At 67.4% G+C, this 17,164-nt stretch carries 14 protein-coding genes; 12 read left to right on the top strand and 2 right to left on the bottom strand.

From position 1 onward, the window contains the following. The first annotated feature begins 23 nt into the window (after positions 1–23). The 12 genes from ACSYAO_RS17580 (at position 24) to ACSYAO_RS17525 (ending at position 14,435) form a co-directional block, all read left to right on the top strand. Positions 24–530 (top strand): pilus assembly protein PilP, encoded by a 507-nt coding sequence (locus tag ACSYAO_RS17580; protein ID WP_010484064.1) that lies wholly within the window; start codon positions 24–26, stop codon positions 528–530. 21 nt (positions 531–551) lie between these two features. Beyond that, positions 552–2,525: a type IV pilus secretin PilQ gene (locus ACSYAO_RS17575; protein WP_049400745.1), complete on the top strand. Its 1,974-nt coding sequence runs from the start codon at positions 552–554 to the stop codon at positions 2,523–2,525. Between the two features lie 196 nt (positions 2,526–2,721). Next, positions 2,722–3,747, top strand: coding sequence for an AAA family ATPase (locus ACSYAO_RS17570; RefSeq protein WP_032127852.1), 1,026 nt, complete (start codon positions 2,722–2,724; stop codon positions 3,745–3,747). 8 nt (positions 3,748–3,755) lie between these two features. Beyond that, positions 3,756–4,685 carry a DUF58 domain-containing protein gene (locus ACSYAO_RS17565; protein ID WP_049422629.1) on the top strand — a complete coding sequence of 310 codons (930 nt, stop codon included), beginning with the start codon at positions 3,756–3,758 and terminating at the stop codon, positions 4,683–4,685. Beyond that, positions 4,682–5,131, top strand: a complete 450-nt coding sequence (locus tag ACSYAO_RS17560; protein WP_049461751.1) for a DUF4381 family protein — start codon at positions 4,682–4,684, stop codon at positions 5,129–5,131. The genes ACSYAO_RS17565 and ACSYAO_RS17560 overlap by 4 nt, the downstream gene beginning before the upstream one ends. Then, positions 5,128–6,132 carry a vWA domain-containing protein gene (locus tag ACSYAO_RS17555; protein ID WP_049400749.1) on the top strand — a complete coding sequence of 335 codons (1,005 nt, stop codon included), beginning with the start codon at positions 5,128–5,130 and terminating at the stop codon, positions 6,130–6,132. The genes ACSYAO_RS17560 and ACSYAO_RS17555 overlap by 4 nt, the downstream gene beginning before the upstream one ends. After that, positions 6,129–7,973 carry a tetratricopeptide repeat protein gene (locus tag ACSYAO_RS17550; RefSeq protein ID WP_134952059.1) on the top strand — a complete coding sequence of 615 codons (1,845 nt, stop codon included), beginning with the start codon at positions 6,129–6,131 and terminating at the stop codon, positions 7,971–7,973. Before ACSYAO_RS17555 ends, ACSYAO_RS17550 begins: the two co-directional genes overlap by 4 nt. Continuing rightward, the gene (locus ACSYAO_RS17545) at positions 7,970–9,685 is read left to right on the top strand and encodes a BatD family protein (protein ID WP_149908737.1); all 1,716 of its coding nucleotides are present in this window, start codon (positions 7,970–7,972) and stop codon (positions 9,683–9,685) included. The genes ACSYAO_RS17550 and ACSYAO_RS17545 overlap by 4 nt, the downstream gene beginning before the upstream one ends. A 57-nt stretch (positions 9,686–9,742) precedes the next feature. Next, the gene (locus ACSYAO_RS17540; RefSeq protein WP_032127858.1) at positions 9,743–11,062 is read left to right on the top strand and encodes a dicarboxylate/amino acid:cation symporter; all 1,320 of its coding nucleotides are present in this window, start codon (positions 9,743–9,745) and stop codon (positions 11,060–11,062) included. Between the two features lie 474 nt (positions 11,063–11,536). Beyond that, positions 11,537–13,534: a transketolase gene (gene tkt, locus ACSYAO_RS17535; protein ID WP_149908736.1), complete on the top strand. Its 1,998-nt coding sequence runs from the start codon at positions 11,537–11,539 to the stop codon at positions 13,532–13,534. Positions 13,535–13,839: 305 nt separating this feature from the next. Next, complete coding sequence (locus tag ACSYAO_RS17530; protein WP_049422655.1) at positions 13,840–14,118, top strand: type II toxin-antitoxin system RelE/ParE family toxin; 279 nt, start codon at positions 13,840–13,842, stop codon at positions 14,116–14,118. A gap of 11 nt (positions 14,119–14,129) precedes the next feature. After that, positions 14,130–14,435 (top strand): HigA family addiction module antitoxin, encoded by a 306-nt coding sequence (locus tag ACSYAO_RS17525; protein WP_014038309.1) that lies wholly within the window; start codon positions 14,130–14,132, stop codon positions 14,433–14,435. An 88-nt stretch (positions 14,436–14,523) separates the two neighbouring features. On the opposite strand, the gene ACSYAO_RS17520 is transcribed toward ACSYAO_RS17525, so the two are convergent. After that, positions 14,524–16,476, bottom strand: a complete 1,953-nt coding sequence (locus ACSYAO_RS17520) for an acetyl-CoA hydrolase/transferase C-terminal domain-containing protein (RefSeq protein ID WP_049461814.1) — start codon at positions 16,474–16,476, stop codon at positions 14,524–14,526. 34 nt (positions 16,477–16,510) lie between these two features. Beyond that, on the bottom strand, positions 16,511–17,068 hold the full coding sequence (locus ACSYAO_RS17515; protein ID WP_049461815.1) for a flavin reductase family protein: 558 nt from the start codon (positions 17,066–17,068) through the stop codon (positions 16,511–16,513). Positions 17,069–17,164: the final 96 nt, after the last annotated feature.

Raw genomic sequence — 17,164 nt, 5'->3', positions numbered from 1 at the left:
GTTCCCTCTTTGCGCGTTGTGGGATGGCTGCCGTCGTGCTGATGCTGGCCGCGTGCGGCCGCGATGTGACCAGCACGCCGGGTGATGCGCCGAATCTTGAAAAGTGGGTGGAAGGCGAGCGTGCGCGACCGGCACAGCCGCTGGAGCCGCTGCCGGTGATGCAGCAGTTCGAAACCTTCGAATACTCCGCACAGGGTCTGCGCGACCCGTTCACCGATGCCTGGACCAATCCGCAGCAGGGGAATGGCGGATTGCGTCCGGATCCGAACCGGCGCAAGGAGCCGCTGGAAGGCTTCCCGCTGGACGCACTGGACATGGTCGGCACCATCGGCACCGGCGCCGCCACCGTGGCGCTGGTGATGGGGCCGGACAAGGTGACCTACCGGGTACGCCCGGGCGGCTACCTGGGGCAGAGCGACGGGCGGGTCACGGCGGTCTTCGAAGACCACGTGGAGCTGATCGAACTGGTGCCGGATGGCGCGGGCGGCTGGCTGGAACGGCCGGCAACGCTCTCGCTTGAAGATCAATGATCGTTTACTGGGGATAGCACGATGACCTTTCACCAAGCCAAGGGGCTGCGTCCCATCCGGCGCTTTACCTTGAACCGTGTCAGCGCGTTGGGAGTCGCGCTGATGCTGGCCTGCGCTCCGGCGCTGGCCGCCGCACCGGCGGAAAAGCCGGTGGGCGCCACCGTGGCACCGGCGGCAGCGCCGGCCGGCCTGTCGGTGGCCAAGATCGATTTCAAGCGCGGCGATGATGGCGCCGGGCGCCTGATCGTCCAGTTCGACGGCCAGGGCGCGGTTCCGGACCTGCGTACGCAGGGCAACAGCGTGGTGGTCGATGTCGGTAACGCCCGACTGCCGGCCAACCTGCAGAAGCCGATGAACGTCATCGACTTCGCTACGCCGGTGCAGCGCATCGACGCCAAGCCGTCCGGTGCCGGTACCCAGCTGGTGCTGAGCACCGGTGGCGCGGTGGAGTCGCTGGCCTACCAGAGTGGCAACGAGTACGTGGTGGAGATCAGCCCGCGGCAGGCGCCGGCCGCTGTCGGTGCAGTCACCGCCGGCAGCGTCACCCAGGCTGCCAAGGCTGTTGGTCAGCGCGGTTTCACCGGCAAGCCGGTGACCTTCAACTTCCAGGACGTGCCGGTGCGCACCGTGCTGCAGTTGATCGCCGAGGAATCCAATCTCAACGTGGTGGCTTCCGATTCGGTACAGGGCAATGTGACCCTGCGCCTGGTCAACGTGCCGTGGGACCAGGCGCTGGACATCGTGCTGCGTGCCAAGGGCCTGGACAAGCGTCGCGATGGCAGCGTGATCTGGGTCGCTCCGCAGGCTGAGCTGGCCAAGTTCGAGCAGGAGAAAGAAGACGCGCGCATCGCCATCGAGAACCGCGAAGACCTGGTCACCGATTACGTCCAGATCAACTACCACAGCGCCACGCAGATCTTCAAAGCGCTGACCGAGGCCAAGGGCATCGGTGGCGGCAGTGGTGGCGGCAATGGCGGTGGTGGCGGCTCGTCGCAGGAGGAGAGTGGCTTCCTGTCCGGGCGGGGCCGCATCGTCGCCGACGAGCGCACCAACACGCTGATGATCAGCGACATTCCGAAGAAGATCGCGCGCATGCGCGAGCTGATCAGCGTGATCGACCGCCCGGTCGACCAGGTGCTGATCGAAAGCCGCATCGTCATCGCGACCGACACCTTCGCCCGCGAGCTGGGTGCGAAGTTCGGCATCAGCGGCAGCCGCGACAACGTGTACTTCAGCGGCAGCCTCGCTGCCAACGAGGAAACCCGCAAGTCGCAGGTCGATACCGCACTGGCCAACGCCAAGGCGGTCCGTGAGTGGCAGGCCGGTGGCAGCGTCGGCCCGGCGCCGGTTCCCAGCGGCCCGACCATCAAGCGTGGCCTGAACTGGAACCTGCCGGTGGCTACGGCCAGCAATCCGGGTTCGCTGGCGCTGTCGATCCTCAACGCAGGCTACCTGCTGGACGTGGAGCTGTCGGCCATGCAGGAAGAGTCGCGGGGTGAGGTGATCTCCAACCCGCGCGTGGTCACCACCAACCAGCGCGAGGCGATGATCAAGCAGGGCAAGGAAATCGGCTACGTCACCATCAGTGGCACCGGTGCTGCCGGTGGCGCCGGTTCCACCCCGAACGTGCAGTTCAAGGAAGTGGTGCTGGAACTGCGGGTGACCCCGACCATCACCAACGACAACCGCGTGTTCCTCAACATGCAGGTGAAGAAGGACGAAGTTGACCGCCTGATCGAACTGCAGGGCTACGGCACGGTACCGTCGATCAACCGCCGTGAGGTCAACACCGCGGTGCTGGTTGAGGATGGGCAGACCGTGGTCATCGGTGGTGTGTACGAGTTCACCGACCGCAGCAGCATCAGCAAGGTGCCGTTCCTGGGCGACGTGCCGTTCCTGGGCAACCTGTTCAAGAAGCGCGGCCGCAACAAGGACAAGGCCGAGCTGCTGGTGTTCGTGACCCCGAAGGTGCTGCGCGTGGCCAAGCAGAACTGAGCCCGCGCCTCCGCGAAACGCAGAAGGGCCGCCCTGCGCGGCCCTTCTGCGTTTCCGCCCGTAGATCCACGCCGCCCATGTCCAGTAGATCCACGCCATGCGTGGATGGGCCGTTCAGCCGTTCTTGATGCCATTCGCAGGGCACCCTGCGATGATGTCGGGAACCCGTGCCGTCCCGCGCCGGTCAAAGGCCCCCATGAACCTGCCACCGCCGATGCCCGAAACCGTCTCGCCGCCGTCCGCGCCGGCCACCTCCCGCCTGCATGCCGCTTTCAGCCAGCTGCGCGACGCATTGTCGGCCGAGATCGTCGGCCAGGCCGCGCTGGTCGAACGCCTGCTGATCGCGCTGCTGGCCGATGGCCACCTGCTGGTGGAAGGCGCTCCGGGCCTGGCCAAGACCACGGCGATCCGCGCGCTGGCCTCGCGCCTGGAGGCCGACTTCGCCCGCGTGCAGTTCACCCCGGACCTGTTGCCGGCCGACCTGACCGGCACCGAGATCTGGCGCCCGCAGGAAGGCCGCTTCGAATTCGTACCCGGCCCGATCTTCCATCCGATCCTGCTGGCCGATGAAATCAACCGCGCGCCAGCCAAGGTGCAGTCGGCACTGCTGGAAGCGATGGGCGAGCGCCAGGTCACCGTGGGCCGCCACACCTACGCGCTGCCGCCGCTGTTCCTGGTGATGGCCACGCAGAACCCGATCGAGCAGGAAGGCACCTTCCCGCTGCCGGAAGCGCAGTTGGACCGTTTCCTGATGCATGTGCGCATCGGCTACCCGGACCAGGCCGCCGAATCGGAGATCCTGCGCCTGGCTCGCGAGCGCGCCCGTGGTGCGTTGGGCGAAGCCGCACAAGCGCCGGAAAAGCTGCCGATGCAGGATGTGTTCGATGCCCGCCGCGAAGTGCTGGACCTGCACATGGCGCCGGCGCTGGAACGCTACCTGATCGAGCTGGTGCTGGCCTCGCGTGATCCGTCGCGCTATGACGCTGGCCTTGGCCGCCGCATTGCATGGGGCGCCAGCCCGCGCGGTTCCATCGCGCTGGAACGCTGTGCGCGCGCGCGCGCCTGGCTGGCCGGCCGCGATTTCGTCACCCCCGATGACGTGCGTGCGGTTGCTGCCGACGTGCTGCGCCATCGCGTGCTGCCCAGCTACGAAGCCACCGCTGAAGGCTGGGATGGCGAACGCCTGGTGCAGGAGCTGCTGGCCCGGGTGCCGGCACCCTGAGCCTGCGCATGACCGATCCATCCCTGCACCACGCCTCCTCCGTCAGTGACGGTGACGGGCTGCGCCCGCAACTGTCCGAACTGGTGGCGCTGCGCCGCCTTGCACAGCGACCGCCGCCGCCACGCCGTGGCCGCGCCGGCAACGCCGGGCAGGCGCCGTCGCCGCTGCGCGGGCGTGGCATGGAATATGCCGAGTCACGTGAGTACGTGGCCGGTGATGATGCACGGCATATCGACTGGCGGGTGACCGCGCGTACCGGTCGTGCCCACACCAAGCTGTTCCAGGCCGAACGCGAGCGGGTCAGCCTGATCGTGGCCGATACCTCGCCGGCCCTGTACTTCGGCACCCGCGTGCGCTTCAAATCGGTGCAGGCTGCACGCGCGGGCGCCGTCGCCGCGTGGTCGGCGCAGCGTCGGGGCGATCGCATCGGCGCCCTGCGTGGCAGCGACCGTGAACCACCGATTGCACCGGCAGGCGGCCCGCGCGGCGTATTGCGCGTGCTGGACGCGCTCACCCGCTGGTATGCGCAGCCCCCGGCCGACGACCTTGGCCTGGAACGTGCGCTGGACCATGCCGGTCGCGTCCTGCGCCCGGGTGCACGTGTGCTGGTGCTGGCCGATCCGCAGCAGGCCATCCGTATTCCGCCGGCGCGCTGGAGTGCGCTGGCCCAGCACCACGACCTCAGCCTGGTGCTGCTGGTGGATCCATTGGAACTGCAGCCTCCGTCAGCCGCGCTGCAGTTCCAGACCCTGCAGCAGCGCATCGGCCTCGACCTGCGCCGCAGCGAGGTCCAGGCCCATTGGCAGGCGCATTTCGTTGAACCGCTGCAGGACCTGCGGCGCCAGCTGGGAGCGCGCCGCGTCGATGTGCAGGTGCTGTCCACCGACGCGCCCAGTGATGCCTGGCTGGCGCCATCCCCGACCGAGGTGCCGGCATGAGCGCGAACCTGCCGCTGCGCGATGTGCAGGTGCCACCCGCTCCATCATGGTGGCCGCCGGCACCGGGCTATCTGATGATCGGCGGCGTGATGCTGCTGTTGCTGGCGGTGGCTGCATTCTTCTGGTGGCAGCGTCGCCGTCGCCGCCAACGCTGGTTGCAGCTGTTCGATCAGGAGCTGGCATCCACCGCCGATGCTGCTGCGGAACTGGCAGCGATCGCCGGACTGCTGCGTCGCGCCGCACGCCAGGCGCAGCCCGGCAGTGAATCCCTGCGCGATGACGCCTGGTGGCAGCGCGTGGATCCGCAGGGCACATTGCCGGAAGCACGCCGAAGCCTGTTGGCCGAAGGTGCTTATCGCCCACGCGTGGACGTCAACGAGGTGGCCGCAGTACGCCGCTGGGCGCGCGAGCGCTATCTGGCCATGCTGCTGGAGCGGCGCCGATGAATCTGCTGGCAAGTTACTGGCCATGGCCGGACCTGCAGCTGGCGTGGCCGTTGGCCCTGCTGGCGCTGCCATTGCCGTTGCTGATGCGCTGGTGGAAGCGTCGTGCCGATCCCGGCGCTGCGCTGCGGGTGCCCTATGCGGCGACGGAACTGGAAGCGCTGTCCGGTGGTGGCCGCGTTGACGTGTCGTGGCTGCGCACGCTGCTGTTGTGGCTGGGTTGGTGCGCGCTGTGCGTCGCACTGGCTCGCCCGCAACAGCTGGGTGAAGCGATCACGCCGCCGCAGGAGGGCCGGCAGATGATGCTGGCGATGGACGTGTCCGGCAGCATGGGCGAGGGCGACATGGTGCTGGGCGGGCAGGCGGTGGATCGCCTGACCGCGGCCAAGGCCGTGTTGGCCGATTTCCTTGATCGTCGTGCCGGTGATCGCATCGGCCTGCTGATCTTCGGCGACCGCGCCTACACGCTGACGCCGCTTACGGCCGATCTGGCCAGCGTGCGCGACCAGCTGCGCGACAGCGTGGTCGGCCTGGCCGGGCGCGAGACCGCCATCGGTGATGCCATCGGCCTGGCGGTGAAGCGCCTGCGCAGCCAGCCTGAAGGCCAGCGCGTACTGATTCTGCTGACCGACGGCGTCAGCAATGCCGGCGTGCTGGAACCGCTGCGTGCCGCCGAAGTCGCGCGTGCCGAGGGCGTGCGTATCCACACCGTCGCCTTTGGCGGTGATGGCAGCATGCGCCTGTTCGGTATTCCCATTTCCGCCGACCAGGATCCGGTCGACGAGGCTACCTTGAAGAAGATCGCGAGCATGACCGGCGGCCAGTTCTTCCGCGCCCGCGACACTGCACAGCTGGCCGGCATCTACGCCGAACTGGACCGGCTCGAGCCGATCGCTGCGAAGGGACCAAGCCTGCGACCGCGCGAGGAACGCTATGCATGGGCGCTGGGCCTGGCCTTGCTGCTGGGCGCTTTGGCCTGGCTGTGGCCGGAGCGTCGCCGATGATCGCGCTTGCTTCGAATCTTCCCGACTGGAACGCGCTGCACTTCCTGCGTCCGGAATGGCTGTGGGCGTTGCTGGCGCTGCCGTTGATCATCGCTGTGGCGTTGTATCGGCAGCGGCGCAGCGACGTGTGGCGAACAGCGGTGGATGCCCACCTGTTGCCGCATCTGCTGGCTGCGGGCACGCGCCGCCGTGCACGCCTGCCCTGGGCCGTGCTGCTGGGCTGGACCCTGGCAGCGCTGGCCATGGCCGGGCCGAGTTGGCGGCAGCAGGCACAACCGATGTTCCAGGCCAGCGCACCGCTGCTGGTCGTGCTGGATCTGTCCAGCCGGATCAATGCCACCGATCTGCCGCCGTCGCGCCTGCTGCAGGCTCGGGCGAAAGTGGGCGAGCTGCTGCGTGCCCGCCAGGGGGGCCAGGTGGGCCTGGTGGTCTATGCCGAGGATGCCTACACCGTGGCACCGCTGACCGATGACGGCAGCAACGTCGCGCTGTATCTGGACGCGCTGTCGCCGGATGTGATGCCGCGCGACGGACAACGCGCCGACCGTGGCATCGACTGGGCGACGCGGTTGATGCGCCAGATCGGGGCATTGCGGGGGCAGATCCTGCTGGTCAGCGATCAGGCGGATGATGAAGCGGCACTGGCCGCAGCGCAGGCGCGCAGCCTCGGCATGCAGGTGTCGGTACTGGGGCTGGGCACATCTGCCGGTGCGGCGTACCGGGATGGCACTGGGCAGATCCGCCAGGCCGCGCTGGATGAAGGCAGCCTGCGTGCGGTGGCGACCGCAGGCGGAGGCCGCTATGCCCGCATCGCCACCGATGACAGTGATCTGCGTGCGCTGGGCGTACTTGATGCACGCGAAGGTACTGCGGCGCAGCGGCCCGGCGAGGGCAAGCAATGGCGTGATGAAGGGTTCTGGCTGCTGCCACCGGTGATGCTGCTGGCGCTGCTCGCTTTCCGTCGCCGCGCGCTGCTGGCGGCGGTGCTGGCGGTGGGCCTGCTGCCATGGATGAGTGATGTGCAGGCGCAGGCGCAGGCGCCTGCGGTGCCGGCCGCACCGCCGGCGCAGGGCACGCTGTGGAAGCGCGCCGACCAGGTGCAGCACCAGCGTCTGGCCGAAGGTGCGCAGGCTTACCGCAACGGTGATTTCGCCAGTGCCCGCAAGCAGTTCGAGGGCATCGACAGCGATGCGGGCTGGTACAACCTGGCCAATACGCTGGCCCGCCAGGGCAACTACGACGAAGCCATTGCCGCCTACGACCGCGCGCTGGCACTGCATCCCGGCATGGCCGATGCGGTCGCCAACCGTGCCGTGGTCGATGCCGCGCGCAAGCGCAAGCCGTCGGGTGGCAAAGGCCAGGATCAGCAGAAGCCACCGCAGAACGGGCAGCAGAAGCAGCAGAACGATTCACAGGGCCAGCAGAATCCGCAGGGCCAGCAGCCGCAGCAGGGCCAGCAGAATCCTGGTCAGGGACAGTCGCAGTCGGGTCAGCAGGGCCAGCCCAATCCCGGTGACGACAAGAACCAGTCGAGCCCGCAGCCCGGCGAGCGTGGCCGCGATGGACAGCAGGCGCCACCACAGGTGGAGGATGCCAAAGCGCAGGCCCAGGCTGATGAGCAGCAGCGCCAGCGCATGCAGCAGGCCATGCAGCAGGCACGTGAGGGCAAAGGCGATCAGGATGGCAAGCCCGTGCCAGGCAGCGACGGCACCACCCCACGCCAACGCGAGGAGCAGCAGGCGGTGGAGGCGTGGATGCGGCGCGTGCCGGATGATCCGGGCGCATTGCTGCGGGCCAAGTTCCAGCTGGAAAACGAACGCAGGAAGAGGGAAGGGCGATGACGCGGGCGATCAACATGCACGGGCACTGGCCCCGACAGGTACTGGCGGCGCTGCTGCTGTGGCTGCCGCTGCTGGCCTGGGCGCAGCCGCGTGCGTGGCTGGACCGCGACCGCATCGCGATGGGCGACACGGTCACGCTCAATGTCGAGAGCGACCAGGGCGCCCCTGACTTCACACCGTTGCGCACCGACTTCGACCTCAGCGGGCAGACCAGCAGCCGCCAGGTAGCGTGGAGCAACGGCAGCATGCAGCAGCGCAATCTGTATGGCGTGGCACTCACGCCACGGCGTAGCGGTGCACTGGTGGTGCCGGGCCTGCAGGTGGGCAGCGTACGTACCGCACCGTTGACCCTGCAGGTGGATGCCGCTGCCGTGGCCGGTCCCGACAGCAATGCGGTGGCGTTCATCGAAACCGCTGTCGATGACGAGACACCGTATGTGCAGCAGAGCGTAGGCGTGGTGGTGCGGTTGTATTTCGCTTCGCAGCTGGCCTCCGGCGAACTGGTGCTGGATACACCGGCCGGCGCGTCGTTGCAGCGGGTGGGCGATGACCGCACCGATGTGCGACAGGTCAACGGCCGCCGCTACAACGTGGTCGAGCGGCGCTTCCTGCTGATCCCCGAGCGCAGCGGTGCACTTCGGCTGGCCGGTGCGCGCTTCAGCGGGCGCAGTGCCGGTGGCTTCTTCGACGATTTCTTCGGCGGCGGCGACGGGCGCATGAATGCCACTGGCGCGGACCGCACGTTGCAGGTGCAGGCGCAACCGGCACAGGCGCCGCAGCCATGGCTGCCGCTGCAGGGCCTGCAGCTGCGCTACACCAGTGCACCGACCAGCGCCCGTACCGGCGAGGCGGCCAACGTGGTGGTGGAGGCGATTGCCGAAGGCGCTACCCGCGCGCAGTTCACCGATCTGCCGGTGCCCGACGTCGGCAACGCCGCGCAGGTGTTCGCAGAACCTGCGCAGTACGAAGAGACCTTCAATGGCAGTACGCCGCGGCTGAAGATCACCCGCCGCTATTCCATCGTGCCGCGCCAGCCGGGTTCGCTGGTGGTGCCGGGGCCGCGCCTGCCGTGGTGGGACGTGCGCAATGGCAAGGCACAGGAAGCGAAGCTGCCGGACCTGACGCTGGCCGTGGTGGCCGGTAACGGGGCTGGCAGTGCGCCACCTGCACCGCTGCCGCCGATCGACACCGATGCGGCGCTGCCGGATGGCGATGGCCAGGACAGCCGTATCGCGGCGACCGATCCGCGCGCCAGTGGTTTGTCCGAGCGGCCGTGGCCGTGGATGGGCGCCGCCATCGGCCTGGCGTTGCTGTGGCTGCTGACGCTGTTGTGGGGCTGGCAGCGAGGCCGTCGCCCGCGCGTGGCGGCGCCCGTGGCGGCCAAGGGCGCTGTGCCGGCTGTGGCGACTGGACGTGCAGGCGTGGCCGAACTGCGCCGCGCGCTGGATGGTGAAGGGTTTGATCAGGTGGAAGCGCAGCTGTGTGCGATGGCCGGTGTCGAACGTATCGAGCAGGTCATCACGCGGCTCGATGACCCGGCCCAGCGGCAGGTGCTGCAGGAACTGCAGCAGGCCCGATGGGGCGGGCAGGGTGATCTTGCGCCGCTGCGCACGCGCCTGCGCGAGGTCTTCCGTGACGGACCGCACTGGTCGGCGGCTGCAGGCACCGCTGACACTGGCCTGGCGCCGCTGTATCCGCCGCGGCGAACCTGAACCGGCGCCGCTTGCGCGCTTTGTTAGAGTGCATTCATTTTTCGAGGAAACCCGCGCATGACAGCAGCTGCTGCCGACAAGAAGAAGTTGCCCCTGCATTGGAAGATGGGCATCGGCTTTGCGATCGGCCTGATCCTGGGACTGATCGTGCACGCCCTGGGCGGCAGCGTCGATGGTCTGCAGGCCGGTGCCAAGTGGGTAATGGACTACATCACCACCCCGGCTTCGGGCCTGTTCCTCAACCTGATCTTCATGCTGATCGTGCCGCTGATCTTCTCGGCGCTGATCATGGGTGTGTCGGAGATGGGCGACATCCGCGCCCTCGGCCGCATCGGCTGGAAGACCCTGGCCTATACCGTGCTGCTGTCCGGCATTGCCGTGGGCATCGGGCTGGTGCTGGTGAACCTGCTCAAGCCGGGTGTGGGCGTCGACCCGCAGGTCGCTGCGATGATGCTGTCGGAGAACGCCGAGCGCAGCAAGGAGATTGTCGCGGGCATCCACGGTACGCCGAAGGGCATGGACATGCTGCTGTCGATCGTGCCGAGCAACGTGCTGCAGGCCGCGTCTGACAACGGCGCGATCCTGTCGCTGATGTTCTTCGCGCTGATGTTCGGCATCGGCATGGTGCTGACCGACAACGAGAAGGTCGCGCCGCTGCGCCGCGCCATCGAAGGCGTGTTCGAAATTTCGATGACCCTGATCAACCTGGTCATCCGCCTGGCCCCGTATGCGGTGGCCTGCTTCATGTTCAACCTGGCCGCGCTGTTCGGCTTCGAGCTGATCATCCGCCTCGGTGCCTACGTGGGCGTGGTGGTGCTGGCACTCGGCCTGCACATGGTGGTGAGCTACGGTACGGCCGTATGGCTGTCCGGTCGTTCGCCGCTGTCGTTCTTCCGCGATACCCAGGAAGCGACGGTGATGGCGTTCTCCACCGCCTCCAGCAACGCCACCCTGCCGACCGCGCTGCGCGTGGCCGACCAGATGGGCCTGCCGCAGCGCGTGTCGCGCTTCGTGCTGACCGTGGGCGCCACCGCCAACCAGAACGGCACCGCGCTGTTCGAGGGCGTGACGGTGATCTTCCTGGCCCAGTTCTTCGGCGTGGACCTGAGCATCGGCCAGCAGATCATGGTGATGGCGGTCTGCATCCTCGGTGGCATCGGCACGGCCGGCGTGCCGTCAGGCTCGCTGCCGGTGGTGGCGATGATCTGCGCGATGGTGGGCGTGAACCCGTTGGGCATCGGCCTGATCCTGGGCGTGAACCACTTCCTGGACATGTGCCGTACCGCGCTGAACGTGACCGGCGACCTGGCCCTGACCACCCTGGTGGCCAAGGGCGAGTCCCACGATGGCCCGGCGCTGGGCCCGCAGCAGGACTGAGTCCGGATTCCCGTCTCCGGACTCCGGGGACGGGTAGTGCCGGCCGCTGGCCGGGTACGCGTCATCGCATGCGCGCTGCCGCTCCCACGTTTCGCGATGCGAATCGCGGGCCCCCTTACCGGCCTCCACACCCCGGCGCCTATGGCGCAGCCCCCGAACTCCGGGGGCGGGTAGTGCCGGCCGCTGGCCGGGTACGCGTCATCGCATGCGCGCTGCCGCTCCCACGTTTCGCGATGCGAATCGCGGGCCCCCCTTACCGGCCTCCACACCCCGGCGCCTATGGCGCAGCCCCCGAACTCCGGGGGCGGGTAGTGCCGGCCGCTGGCCGGCAACTCCATGATCTTCATTGAATTCCGCGCAACTGCCGGCCAGCGGCCGGCACGACCGGGCAAGGTGAACCGACCCCCCGCCCGGCGACTATGGGACAATAGGCCGCCCGCACGTCCGCGGCCGCCTCCCGATTCCGACAGAACCATGACGCAGCCTACCCGTCGCCAGTTGGCCAACGCCATCCGCTTCCTTGCCGCCGATGCGGTTGAAACCGCAAAGTCCGGCCACCCCGGCATGCCCATGGGCATGGCCGACATCGCCGAAGTCCTCTGGAACGACTATCTCCGCCATAACCCGAGCAACCCGCACTGGTTCAACCGCGACCGTTTCGTGCTGTCCAACGGCCACGGTTCGATGCTGCAGTACGCGCTGCTGCACCTGAGCGGATACGACCTGCCGATCGAGCAGCTGAAGCTGTTCCGCCAGCTGGGCAGCCACACCGCCGGCCACCCGGAACGCCACGAGACCCCGGGCGTGGAAACCACCACCGGCCCGCTGGGCCAGGGTTTCGCCAATGCCGTGGGCTTCGCCCTGGCCGAGAAGCTGCTGGCACAGCGCTTCAACCGCCCGGAACTGGAAGTGGTCGACCACCGCACCTGGGTGTTCATGGGCGATGGCTGCCTGATGGAAGGCGTGTCGCATGAAGCCGCTTCGCTGGCCGGTACCTGGGGCCTGCACAAGCTGGTCTGCTTCTGGGACAACAACCACATCTCCATCGACGGCAACGTCGAGGGCTGGTTCACCGACAATACCCCGGAGCGTTTCGAGGCCTATGGCTGGAACGTCGTGCGCGATGTCGATGGCCACGACCCGGAAAGCATCAAGGCCGGCATCGAGGCCGCGCTGTCGCAGAGCGACAAGCCGACCCTGATCTGCTGCCGCACCACCATTGGTTTCGGTTCGCCGAACAAGGCGGGCAAGGAATCCAGCCACGGCGCACCGCTGGGCAAGGACGAACTGGAAGCCACCCGCAAGCAGCTGGGCTGGGAATACGGTCCGTTCGAGATTCCGCAGGCGATCTACGACGGCTGGCGCGCCAATGGCGCCGGCACCCTGCGCCAGGCCGAGTGGGAACAGCTGTTCGACAAGTACGCCAGCCAGTACCCGGCTGAAGCGTCCGAGCTGACCCGCCGTTCGCACGGCGAGCTGCCGGCCGACTTCGTTGCCAAGGCCGATGCCTACATCGCCCAGGTAGCCGCTGAAGGCCCGACGATCGCTTCGCGCAAGGCCTCGCAGCTGGCCATCGAAGCCTACGCCCCGCTGCTGCCGGAAATCGTCGGCGGCTCGGCCGACCTGGCGCACTCCAACCTGACCCTGTGGAAGGGCAGCAAGTCGGTTGCCAGCGACGACGCCAACGCCAACTACGTGTACTACGGCGTGCGCGAGTTCGGCATGACCGCCATTGCCAACGGCCTGGCCCTGCACGGCGGCTTCATTCCGTTCGACGCCACCTTCCTGGTGTTCAGCGACTACGCCCGCAACGGCGTGCGCATGAGCGCGCTGATTCCGGCCCACGCCATCCACGTCTACACCCACGACTCGATCGGCCTGGGCGAAGACGGCCCGACCCACCAGCCGGTGGAGCACCTGGCTTCGCTGCGTTACATCCCGAACAACGACGTGTGGCGTCCGTGCGATGCGGTCGAGTCGGCGGTGAGCTGGAAGGCCGCGATCACCCGTCAGGACGGCCCGAGCTGCCTGGTGTTCAGCCGCCAGAACCTGCCGCACCAGCCGCGCGACGCCGAGCAGATCGCCCAGATCGAGCGCGGTGGCTACGTGCTGGCCGATGCCGACGGTACCCCGGACGTGATCCTGATCGCCACCGGTTCGGAAGTTTCGCTGGCGACCGAAGCCAAGGCCCAGCTGGATGCGGCCGGCCTCAAGACCCGCGTGGTCTCGATGCCGTCCACCGACGTGTTCCTGCGCCAGGATGCGGCCTACCGTGAATCGGTGCTGCCGAACGCCGTGCGCAAGCGCGTGGCGGTGGAAGCCGGTGTCACCGGCTTCTGGCGCCAGTTTGTCGGCCTGGACGGTGCGGTGATTGGTATCGACACCTTCGGTGCCTCGGCCCCGGCCGACCAGCTGTACAAGCACTTCGGCATCACCACTGCCCACGTGGTGGAAGCCGCCAAGGCGCTGTAAGCAGCCTCGCGAAGCAGGAAGGGAAAGGCCGGCGCACGCCGGCCTTTTCTTTGCTCGAGAGAAAAGGGGACGGAGGGGATTAAGTCGTTTTTGCACAAACGACTTGATCCCCTCCGTCCCTTTTTCGTCCGGCATGTTGCGCCCTGCGGCACCAGTGTCGCGTTGGCCTCTTCATCTAGCCTGCATTCCTTGCGAAAAGGAGGGCCTGCCGAGGTACCCCCGGAAGTAGTCATGGACAAGAAGAGCGGCGCAGAAACCCATGGTGGATTTACGGGGTGTAAGGTGATGCCTTACACTGGCGCCGCATGATCGTCAGCTTCAGGCACAAGGGCCTGAAGGCGCTCTATGAGCGGGGCGACATGTCCGGAGTCCGTGCCGATCATGTGGCTCGGTTGCGGCGTTTGCTTCTGCAGCTGGATCAAGCCCGGCTGCCTGGAGACATGGGGCTGCCCGGAAATCGCCTGCACCCACTGCGCGGGAGCTATAGCGGCTACTGGGCTGTAAGTGTCTCGGCGAGTTGGCGATTGGTGTTCCGCTTTCGTGGGCTGGACGTCGAACTGGTCGATTACCTTGATTACCACTAGGAGTCTGCTCGATGCCGTTGCATGATCCACCGCATCCCGGAGAGTCGCTGCGCGAAGACATCCTGCCGGCGATAAGCATGTCGATCAGTGCGCTGGCGCAGCATCTTGGCTATTCGCGCGGACAGCTGTCGACCATCATCAACGGGCACGCTGGCATCTCCGCGGAACTTGCATTCCGCCTTGAGCTTGCAGGTCTGGGCAATGCCCGCATGTGGCTGGCGATGCAGGCGGCATACGACCTGTGGCAGGTCGAGCATCGAGCGCATCCACCGATTGCCCGTCTGTATCTTGAGGATGCAGTGAGGATAGAGCGGTAGATCTACGCCATGCGTGGATGAGAAAAAGGGGACGGAGGGGATTAAGTCGTTTATGCACAAACGACTTAATCCCCTCCGTCCCCTTTTTTCAGGCGGTGCGTGCCAGTGCGAGGCGCAGCAGTCTCGCGTCCAGGCGCTCGCCGAAATCCTTCGGTGCCTGCAGGCCCATGCGCTGCAAGTACACCGCATCGCCGTCGCCAGCCGGTTGCCGCAGCGCTGCCCAGACGGTACGCAGTTTGTCGCCGCGGGTCTGCGTGTTGGCCTTCAGCCAGCCCAGCGCTTTCACCAGCACCTGCTCGATCTCGTTGAAGTCGCTGCCCAACGGATAGTCGGGCAGGCTGCCATCGACGCGGAACGGTGCCAGTGCCGCGGACAGTGCCTGCGGCGTGTTGCGCTGCTGGCGCTCCGGATCCGGTTGTGCGGCGGCCAGCAGCTTGCGCGAAGTGTGTGCCTGCTGCAGCAGGCCGCCCTGGAACGGGGCCTCGGTGATTGCGGTCATCGCATGCACGCAGTCCTCGTCGGTCAGGCCGCGCAGGTCGGCGATGCCGTATTCGTTGAGGTAGATGTCGCGTAGATGGCGCGGGATGGTGGTGTGCCCGTAGTTCCAGCGCACGTTGGATTCCCGCTGGCCCTTGTCATCGCGCGCGGCGCGGAACATCAGCACGCTGCGCGCTTCCGGCAGCGCATGTGCCATCGCCACGAAGTTGTACTGACCACCCACGCCGGACACCACACGTCCATCATCCAGCGCATCCGACACCGCCGCGCCCAGCGCGGTGGCCATCATGCAGGAGTTGAAGAAGCGCGCGTGGCGGCGTTGCAGGCGTTCCAGTGTCTCGTTGCCACCGTACAGCTGGTTGATCTCGCTGATGCGGCGCATGCCGATCGCACGGCATTCGTCTTCCGGCAGCGTGCGCAACCACTCGTAGAACTCCGGCGAGCCCAGGTAGAAGGCGCCATGAAGGTACTCGCCTTCGGCAGCCAGGGTGGCGTGGTCGATGGACAGGGTGCTGCCGTTCTCGATGCGCTGCATCAGCGCCAGATCGTCGTGCACCTTGCGCTTGATCACGCCGGTCTGTACCAGCCGGCGGAAGCCCTCGTTGAGCATCTCGCTGCAGCCGTACAGGCCCACTTCGAACGGGTCCACGCCGCCGATTTCCTGCACCAGCGGGTGGCTGGCCAGCTGCGGATCCAGCGCATGCAGCACGCGCCGGTAGCGCGCGTTGTCGGTGTGGCGCAGCACCAGCGCATGGCTGAGCGCGTCGGCCAGCGTGCCGATGCCGATCTGCAGGGTGCCGCCGTCGCGCACCAGCGTGCTGGCATACAGGCCGATCGCGTAGTCGGCATCGCCGACCGGCTGCCGCGGCAGGCCGAACAACGCCGGGTACGGTGGTGGCGGGGTGATCACCAGATCGAAGAACGACACATCGACCGTGGCCGAGCCACCCAGGTAGGGTAGCTGCGGATCGATCTCGGCGATCAGCAGCGGGCGAGGCAGCCCGCGAGCGGTCATCGCATCCAGCGTGTCCTGGGTGATGTCGTTGTTGCACGACAGCGAGAGCCGGCGGTCGTTCGGCCGCATCGCCACCTTCTGCACGATCATCTGCGGCGCGCGCTGCGCCACCGCATCGGCGGCGTGGGTGTAGTTCAGGCTGGTATAGCTGGACTGCGCCTGCCGCGAGCCGAGCAGGGCGCCGGACTGCATGTAGAACTCTTCCACCTGCACATGTGCCGGCAACGCGTCGCGCGCGATCGCATCGGCATAGGCCAGGCGCGGGAAATCGTCGCCGAAATGGCGCTGCGCGAACGGCGCCATGAAGCGCGCTTCCAGGCCTTTGCCGCGCGCCTTCGGCGGGTTCAGCGACAGCGCGGTATACAGCTGCAGTGGCCGCGACGGATCGTGCTCGACGCGTGCGTAAAGGGCATTGAGCAGCCGATGCGGCTTGCCCAGTGCCAGCGGTGCCCCGATCCGCAGCGGCCCGTCCACGCGCGCAAACAACCAGTCGACGGCGGCGTCCAGGTCGGTGAGGTGTTCGGTCATGCGCGGCGGTCCTGCGTGTGGGGGAGTGCGGGCATTACAGCATGTCGGGCTTGAACCGCCGTCGACGGGAGACTTCGGCGCCAGACACCATGAACTGCCCATCGCCCCGGTAATGCATCGTGCGCGGTAGTTTCGGCCGGGGCGCAACATGGGCGCGTACGATTTCCCAGATGAACAGGTTGTTCGACGCCACCTGGCTGTCGTCGTACAAGCGGCATTCGAAGCACGAATGGCATTGGCCGACCAGCGGCGCGCCGACCTCGCGCGCGGGCAGCGCATCAAGCTCGAAACGGGCGAACTTGTCGACCTCGCGGCCGCTGCAGTTGCCGATGTCCACCACGGTATCGAGCAGTTCCACCCCCGGCACATTGATCACGCACTCGCCGCTGCCACGCGCCAGCGCATGGCTGTGGTTTGCGTCCCACAGGAAGGTGGCGACCAGCGAAGGCGAGAAGCCCATCACCATGTGCCAGCCCATCGTCATCAGGTTGCGCTGGCCGCGCCAGGCGGTGCTGACCAGCACGACCGGCCCGGGTTCGAGGAAGCGGCGGGCCTGCTCGACCGGGAATTCCTTCTTGGGCAGCGCTTTCATCCGGGGCCTGGGGCGGGAGGAATCGATGCTGGCGCAGCCGGGATGAACCTGGAGTCGAGGGGCTTGACAGACGATTCGATTACGCGCGTAATCGGG

Origin of the sequence: Stenotrophomonas sp. STK16_22 (assembly GCF_051984505.1) — a bacterium.
GTDB classification, from domain to species: Bacteria; Pseudomonadota; Gammaproteobacteria; order Xanthomonadales; family Xanthomonadaceae; genus Stenotrophomonas; species Stenotrophomonas maltophilia_A.
The sequence above is the reverse complement of the archived record's forward strand: the minus strand, read 5'-3'. Positions and strand labels throughout refer to the sequence as shown.